Genomic DNA, 8,165 nt, shown 5'->3' on the forward strand with positions numbered 1-8,165 from the left:
AAAAACAACTGAGTCAGCCGGGTCACTTGTCCGTGATCCAGCGCCGAGGACGCCCATGTCCAGTCGGCGAGCAGGTGCGGGCCGGCCTCGGTGTCGACGGTGCCTGCGTTGAGGTCCAGGGTGTGAGCCAACGGCAGGGGCAGAGCCGCCGCGACGGCGGTGAAGGACAACGTTTCATTGCTGATCCGCCATGGCTCATCGGAGAGCTCGGCACCCGCGGCACCCAGTCGGCCCAGGTAGTTGAACCCGATCGGCGGGTCGGTTGCGTCCAGGTCCACGTCGGGGTTCAGGTAGCGCAGTACGCCGTAGGTCACGTCGTTGGGCACCGCACGAAGCTGCTCTTTGGCGTCCTTGATCGCCGCACCCAGCGCCGCGTCACCGGCCACCACCTGCGCCCAGTCCAGCCCCCGGGCGGACCCCCCGAAATTCAAGGAGATCGGGTATTTGGTGGTAAACCAGCCCACCGTGCGGGACAAGTCAATGTCAGCGCCCAGTTCCTCGTGACGTCCGTGGCCCTCCACATCGATGCCGATCGGTACCCCGCCGTTGTCCAGCAACTCCGCCAACGCCAAACCGAAGGCGATCAAGAGGATGTCGTGCACCCCGGCGTGAAAAGCCGCAGGCACTTCACCCAACAGCATCCGGGTCGTATCAGCGTCCAACTCCGCCGTGAATCGCCCGGCGGTGGCATAGGTATCGACAGCGGGGTGAACTGCCGGCAACGCGGCCGGGACCGCTACCACCTGCCGCCAGGCGTCGGCTTGGGCCACCACTGCGGGGTCGTGCGCACGCTCCTGCAGCAGCGACGCCCACCGGGCAAACGAAGTTCCACTCGCCGGCAACGCCACCGGTTGGCCGCTGTGGTGCTGGGCCCAGGCAATGTTGAGGTCCTCCAACACAATTCGCCAGGACACTCCATCGATGGCTAGGTGATGGACGACTAACGCCAGCTGACCCGTCGAAGCCGCCCAGAGTGCGCTCAGCATTACCCCGCCGGCCGGGTTCAACCGGGACCGAGAATCGACCAGCGCTTCGTCCGACAGCATGTCCACTGTTTGCAGGACGTTGCCGGCCTGAACCGAGCCCGCCTCAGGCACGTGCAATGACCAACCATCCGCACCGTCGCCGTCGACGCGCAGCCGCAGCATGGCATGCCGATCCAGCAACGCCTGCAACATGACCACGACGTCGGCCTCGCGGACCCCAGCCGGAGCCTGCACCACCACCGTTTGGTTGAACTGCTCAACCGGACCCGCCACGCCCTGCAGCCAGCGCATGATCGGGGTGGCCACGACCTGCCCGAGACCCTCATCGACCGTGGCGCCGGCACCATCGGCCACCCGGGCAACCCGGGCCAGCCCGGCCACGGTCTGTTCGACGAAAATGTCGCGCGGTCGGCACAGCACTCCGGCCGCGCGCGCCCGGGACGCCACCTGCATCGACAAAATGCTGTCGCCGCCCAGCTCGAAGAACGCGTCGTCCACCCCGACCCGCTCCAGCCCCAGCACCTGGGCGTAGATACCGGCCAGAACCTCCTCGATGGCGTTTGCCGGAGCGCGGTAACGATCCCCATCCTGGTATTCCGGTGCCGGCAGCGCGCGCTTGTCGAGCTTGCCGTTGACGGTGAGCGGCATCGCCTCCAGCACCATGACCGCGACCGGCACCATGTAGGCCGGGAGCCGTTCGGCGAGCGCGGTCCGCACCGCAACTGGGTCCACAATGCCGGTCACCGACTCGGTGACATAGCCCACCAGACGCTTATCGCCGGGGCGGTCCTCGCGGGCGATCACCACTGCCTGCTGAACGCCGTCGAGCGCGGCCAATACCGCCTGGATTTCGCCCAACTCAATGCGATACCCGCGGATCTTGACCTGGTCGTCCGCTCGCCCCAGATACTCGAGTTGCCCGTCGTCACGCCAGCACACCAGATCCCCGGTGCGATACATCCGTTGTCCCGGGGCTCCCGCACCGTCCGTCGCGAACGGACACGCCACAAACCGCGACGACGTCAGCCCCGCCCGGCCGACATACCCGTAACCCAGTCCGCCACCAGCCACATACAGTTCACCCGCCACACCGGCCGGTACCGGCTGCATCCAGCCATCCAGAACAAAGAAGCCAAGGTGGGCCAACGGGCCGCCGATCGGGCTGGCAAGGTTGTCGAGGTCTCCGTTGGTGATTTCGCGGAACGAGGCGTGCACGGTCGTCTCGGTCGTGCCATACATGTTGATCATGCGCGGCAATCCCGGGTGGTTTTCGAGCCACGTGCCCAGACGCCGCGGTTCCAGCGCCTCCCCGGCGAATATCACCGTTTGCAGCTTCAGCTGATGTTTCCACTCCGGCTGCAGCGCATCGACGGCTTGTAGCGCGTAGAACGCCGACGGGGTTTGGCTCAACACGCTGACCTGTTCGGCGACCAGCAAAGTGTGGAAGTCTTCGGGTGAGCGCGCCACCGATTCGGGCACCACCACCAGTCGTCCGCCGTGCAACAGGGCACCCCAGATTTCGCACACCGAGACGTCGAAGGCCAGCGAATGCCATTGCGTCCAGACTTGTCCCGCCAGCTCCAGATTCTCGTCCATTGCCGCCAGTAGTTGTCCAACGTTGCGGTGGGTGATGGCTACGCCCTTGGGAACACCGGTTGTACCCGAGGTGTAGATGAGGTAGGCGATGTCATCCGCCATCGGTGCCGGCATCGTTGTCGAGGGATAGGTACTGATGCGCGGGTCGCCGACATCGATGACCGGCAGACCGTGTCCCTCCAGCCGGTCGGCCAGCGCGGCGGTGGTGACCGCGGCGATGGGCGCGGCGTCGTCGAGCATGAACTCCACCCGCGCCGCCGGCACTGCCGGGTCGATCGGCAGATACGCGGCGCCGGTCTTGAGCACCGCCAGAATCGCCACGATCGCCTCGGCCGAGCGCGAAAAGAGCAGCGCCACACGCTGTCCCGGGCCCGCACCGCAGTCGGCCAATACATGCGCCAACCGGTTGGCGGCCTCATCGAGTTCGCGGTAAGTCCACGACCGCCCCGCGCAGCTGATCGCCACGGCCTCTGGCGCGCGGGCCACCTGTGCCGCGAACAACCCCGGAAGGGACACCGACACGGCTGGCGCCTGGGCCAACACGGTCCGGTTGCCCCACCCATGCAGCCCGGCGTGTTCATTTCCATAGAGCACATCGATCGATGACAATCGCCGCGTCGGCTCGGCTGTCATCGCTGCCAAAATCCGCTGCAACCGTTCCGCTAATTCGGGAACATCAAAATTCGAAAAGGGATGTCCCGCACCCAGCGTGCTGAGAAAAAGCTCGTCACCCGCCCCCGAGAACATCAACCCGAAGGCGCCCACGAGGCCGGAATTCGTCATTGATGCCGATGCGGGCACACCACCGAAGTCGAGGGCAAAAGCAGTGGGGATGAAATTGACGCTGACTCTGGCGGCCGACTGTCCTGGCTCGCGAGAACGGGCTTTGCGCTCGAGCGCTTGCACCGGAAACCTCTGATGCTGCAGCGCTTCCCCTATTCGCGTGTCGACATGCCGACAAAAATCGGCAACCGTCAATCGCGGCGAAACGCTCAATACCAGCGGCACCACCCCGGCAAGCATCCCGGGAAGCGTCTTTGACTCCGGAGACACTCGCCGGCCGACCGGGAAGTCGAGCACCACCTCTGAGCCCTCGGCGGACCACGCGCGCGCCAGAAGTGCGCACGCCGCGGTGATCACCGATGACCGAGGGACGTTCCAAACGTCGGATAACTCGTCCACGCGGCGCTGGACTGTTGGGTCCAACCTAACGGGCGCAGAAAATTGAGAAGGATCGCGCTCGTGCGCGGCTTGCGGCGACCCGTGGTAGTGGTCGCTTTCCAGCGGAACGTTTTGCGTCCAATAGGCCTGATCCTCGAGATAGTCAACGGACGCTTCGTATTCCAACTCCTGTTCGACCAAATCCCGCAACGAGCCGAAGAAGGCAGGTGGGACAGGTGCGCCGGAGGCAACTGCGGAGTAGACAGTCGCAATGCGATGACCAACAAGCGCAACTCCGGATGCGTCCGCCACTATGTGGTGCAGGCACGCGAATAGGTAGAACTCATTGCGCCCCGTCTGAAATAGCGCAAATTTGAAGAGCGGCCCCGTGAACGGCATTGGCGTACGTTGAATCGATAAGGCTATGTCGTGGACTTCCTGCACCGGATCGCTCGAGCGGCTCAGGTCAAAGAAGGCGAGCTCAACATTTGGGTAATCAATCGGCCGTTGTAAAACCTGGTCCTCCGCCTCAAAGCAGGCGACCCTGATTGGTTCGGCCTCTCGGACCACGCGCCGGATTGTCCACTTAAGGGCATCACGATTTAACCTGCCCTCGATTTTTACGAGTAGGCCGAGCTGCCACTCAGTACTGGAGTGACCCGTTTCGTGCGCAAGCCATATGTCTAGCTGTCCTCGAGTCAGCGGACGTGCGCCGTCATCGAACTCCATCCAGCTCCCCCACTACCTCCCAGATTCAGACGATTTATTAATCGACAGCTCGACCGGCTGTCAGCTTCTCGCGCAGGCTCATGGGTCGTATGTCGGGCCAATTCGATTCGATGTAGTCCAGACACGCTGCGCGGTCCGCTTCGCCGTAAACCACACGCCAGCCTGCCGGAACATCCGAAAAAGTCGGCCACAGGCTGTGCTGCTCCTCATCGTTGACCAAGACGAGAAAACTGCCATTGTCGTCGTCGAACGGATTGATGCTCAACAGTGCTCCAGACCATCTAATGGACGTCAGCGGAAACTCGACCATACTGCAGGGCGACATGGTGGGTCAGGAGATTCGGCAAAGTGCCTGCGTGTGTTGCAGGTCACAATCACCGGGACTGGGCAGAGTTTGTTTGCTGGGATTTCATCTTGGTAACGGCCCCGCTCTGAGGGGGCCGGCATGCAGGGGAAATGGCCTTCCCGGGGCACAGCACGAGAGGGGCCAAGGCGACTCCATGGTCACAGGCGGGCCATAGAGTCCTCATAAAGCGATCACAAGCAGCGACCCCGAGATTAGAGACGTCTCGGGTGGCGACTACCTCCCCCGGGGATGACGGCTCAACGGACACCAGGTATTCCTCGATTTTGGAGTGGAGCCGTAAGAAGGCATTAATGAATACCGAACGTGCTCTTAATTACGAGAACCAGGCATTACAGGCAAAAGTGCGACCCGAACATTGCACTGGTACCTGATCCACCACTAGAGATCGCATAAAACCAACATTGCTAGGATTCGTCCGGCTATGTGTCCGTCGGAGAGACCTTGCGCTCTGAGTCTAGAAATTCGCCGAGATACGTAGGAGGCTTCAGGTTCAGCAAGCGCTCGCGGTCAGCGGTCAGGTCAGCGTAATTGAGCGCCTCGACCTCGGTCACAGAATAGGGCAATCGCGATTCCGGCAATCCCTTCCGTATGATTCCGACGCCGAAATCGCCATTCAATACGGCAATCAGCAGGTCGTCCCGGGTGCTGCGCAGATGAACTATCGCCTTCCAGACATCGCCGCTCCACAAGATGTTCCACCAACGGTTCTGCGCGCGAAAGTCGGCGTACGACGTGGCGGGGCAGCCGATCGAAGGGCGCGAGGGGTTGCAGTCGTGCAGGACGATCACGCCGTCGTCCCGCAGATAGCGCAGGGTGTTCTCAACGTCGCGCAGAACCTGCTCATACGTATGGAGGCCATCGATCAGGGCGACGTCGATACCGCGCTGCTCGAGGAAGGACCCCTGACTCGCGAAGAAGGCATCGCTGGTCATCTCGAAGTAGTGGGTAGCGCGCGCATTCGCTTCAGCTCGCCTTCGGGAGCGCGCCGACAGCATGAATGCCGGATCGACGGCGATCTTCTCGTCGGCGACAATACGCCGGAATGCACGGCCACACTCGACGCCAATTTCGAGATACACGCGCTGCATCCGCCCGTCGAGCGCCTGGTTCACGACCTTGATCCGGTTCACGCGAGATCCTCTTCCGTATCGGGGCGTCTGATACGGGATCCGTCCGCAGGGCCCTCCAATACGCGGAATATATACACGCAAAGTCGCGTGCCACTTCCGAACGGCCTATCTACCCAGCTCGTAGGCGATCGCCGCAACCGCAGCCGCTCGACGGGGCAAATCAAGTCGGCAGCACCTCCATCCGCGCGGCCCCCTAGGCGCAGCAGCTTACCCTGACCCCGAGGCGCCGGACTCCACACCGTCGCGCATCAATTGCCGAGCTATGTGACGAACGTGGTGATGTAGGAGTCAGTCCCCGATACGATTCGCTCCGGACCGCATTATCGGTATGCGTGCCGGTCATATATTTGTGCTCCGCACACCAACCGGAGGCTTCTTCACTTGTCAATGTCCGTGCTTGTCACTGGTGGGGCAGGTTTCATCGGATCGGCGCTATCGCGGCGTCTCGTCAAAGCCGGCTACGAGGTAGCTGTAATGGATGTCCTGCACCCGCAGGTGCACGGCGGCTGTCAAGCAATTGATCTGCCTTCATCCGTGCGGTTATTCACCGGCGATGTCACCCACGCCCCTGACTGGGACGCGGTGCTGCGGTTGTTTCGTCCCACACAAATCGTCCATCTGGCGGCCGAGACCGGAACGGCGCAATCCCTTTCCGAGGCGACGCGCCACGGCTTGGTCAACGTGGTGGGCACCACCCAGCTTCTCGACGCTCTGACCCGCGCAGCACTCGTGCCCGACCAGCTCGTCCTGGCGTCGTCAAGGGCCGTCTACGGCGAGGGCGCTTGGCAATGCGGCACTCACGTCTTCTATCCGCAGCCTCGCAGCCATGCCCAGCTGTTGGCGGGTGCTTGGGATCCCAAGGGGCCCAACGGTGAGCCTGCGGTACCGCTACCGAGCTGCGCAAGGCAGACGGAGCCCCGGCCCACAAATGTTTACGCCGCGACCAAACTCGCGCAGGAAAACTTGCTGGCAGCTTGGGCGGCGGCGCGTGACACCAATCTGAGTGTGCTGCGACTGCAGAATGTCTACGGGCCAGGCCAGTCACTGACCAATTCATACACCGGAATCGTCGCTCTCTTCGCGCGATTGGCGCGCGCGCGAAGCACGTTGGAGGTCTACGAAGACGGTCGGATCGTACGCGATTTCGTCTTTATAGACGACGTCGTCGACGCGGTGTTCGCCGCGGTGCAGACGCCCGCAGGTCAGCCCCGCTACCTCGACATCGGGTCAGGCGTTGCGACCACCATCCATGAGCTGGCTCGAAACATCGGCACCATCTGCGGCGCCCCGGAACCCGTTGTCGTGCCGAAGTTTCGCGACGGTGATGTACGCGCCGCGAGTTGCATCATCGAGCCGGCGGAGAAGGCGCTGCAATGGCGCCCGAAGTGGGTGCTCGACCACGGTCTGCGCGCGCTACTTGAATGGATTGACGCCCACCCCGAATTACTTTCCGGGCCAAGCGATCACACGCCCTGCGGCAGGCCAGGCTGACTAAAATTAGTGGCGCTGCGGGCTTCAGAGGAGGTGCGCCCGGCGGCCATCGCGGCAGCCTGTCTTCGCCGATCAGTCAATCCCCTTGCGGCGGGCGAAATCTTCCACAAGATCGGCGGCGGCGGCGACACTTTCAGCTGGCTTGGTCATACGGGTCGCGAACTCGCGGGCCCGTGCGGCGTACTCCGGGGCGAGGATGGTGTGCAGGTCCTCTATCAGCGATTGCTCGGTAGTGCTCTCAAACGGCCGGGCGGTGCCCACCTCCAGCAGTTTGACCTGAGCTCCCCAGAGAATCTGATCGAGCCACGTCGAAAGGATCAACGTAGGTACTCCGGCGCGCAGCCCCGCGGCCGTGGTGCCCGTGCCGCCGTGGTGCACGACGGCGCGGCAGGCCGGAAAGGCGGCCGCGAAATTCATTGTCCCCACTACTTTCACATGCTCGAATTGGGTGGCTTCGCTGAAATTAGTCCCGGCGGCGCAAACCAACGCTCGCTCGCCCAACTTCTCGCAAACCGTGGCGATCATGGCGAGTGTCTCCGCCGGTGATTTAAGCGGCATGCTGCCAAAACCGAAGAAGATCGGTGGTGTTCCCGCAGCAATCCATGAGGCGACTTCCTCATCGGCGTCCGTCGGCAACTCCATCGTCAGCGCGCCAACAAACGGTCGCTGGCCATCCCATTTCGCCCATTCGGCCGCCAGACCGGG

5 protein-coding genes (1 of these 5 running past the window's edge) are annotated in these 8,165 nt (G+C 63.0%); 1 reads left to right on the top strand and 4 read right to left on the bottom strand.

Translation table 11 applies throughout. From position 1 onward, the window contains the following. The 3 genes from A5791_RS13490 to A5791_RS13500 all read right to left on the bottom strand — a co-directional run. Positions 1-4,472, bottom strand: the beginning of a protein-coding gene (locus A5791_RS13490) for a non-ribosomal peptide synthetase (RefSeq protein WP_082966905.1). Its footprint begins 4,660 nt before the window's first position; 4,472 of the gene's 9,132 nt are visible here — the first part of the coding sequence; the start codon lies at positions 4,470-4,472; its stop codon lies beyond the left edge, outside the window. 37 nt (positions 4,473-4,509) lie between these two features. After that, complete coding sequence (locus tag A5791_RS13495; RefSeq protein ID WP_067237140.1) at positions 4,510-4,737, bottom strand: MbtH family protein; 228 nt, start codon at positions 4,735-4,737, stop codon at positions 4,510-4,512. 521 nt (positions 4,738-5,258) lie between these two features. Beyond that, complete coding sequence (locus A5791_RS13500; protein ID WP_231995897.1) at positions 5,259-5,969, bottom strand: class I SAM-dependent methyltransferase; 711 nt, start codon at positions 5,967-5,969, stop codon at positions 5,259-5,261. 393 nt (positions 5,970-6,362) lie between these two features. Between A5791_RS13500 and A5791_RS13505 the strand changes: the two genes are divergently transcribed. Further along, a complete protein-coding gene (locus A5791_RS13505) occupies positions 6,363-7,460 on the top strand; it encodes an NAD(P)-dependent oxidoreductase (RefSeq protein ID WP_067237147.1) in 1,098 nt (365 codons plus the stop codon). A gap of 72 nt (positions 7,461-7,532) precedes the next feature. Here the strand turns inward: A5791_RS13505 and A5791_RS26790 are convergent. Continuing rightward, a partial coding sequence (locus tag A5791_RS26790; protein ID WP_369828066.1) for a glycosyltransferase occupies positions 7,533-8,165 on the bottom strand: 633 nt, incomplete at its 5' end.

The organism is Mycobacterium sp. 852002-51163_SCH5372311, assembly GCF_001667115.1.
Taxonomy (GTDB): domain Bacteria; phylum Actinomycetota; class Actinomycetes; order Mycobacteriales; family Mycobacteriaceae; genus Mycobacterium.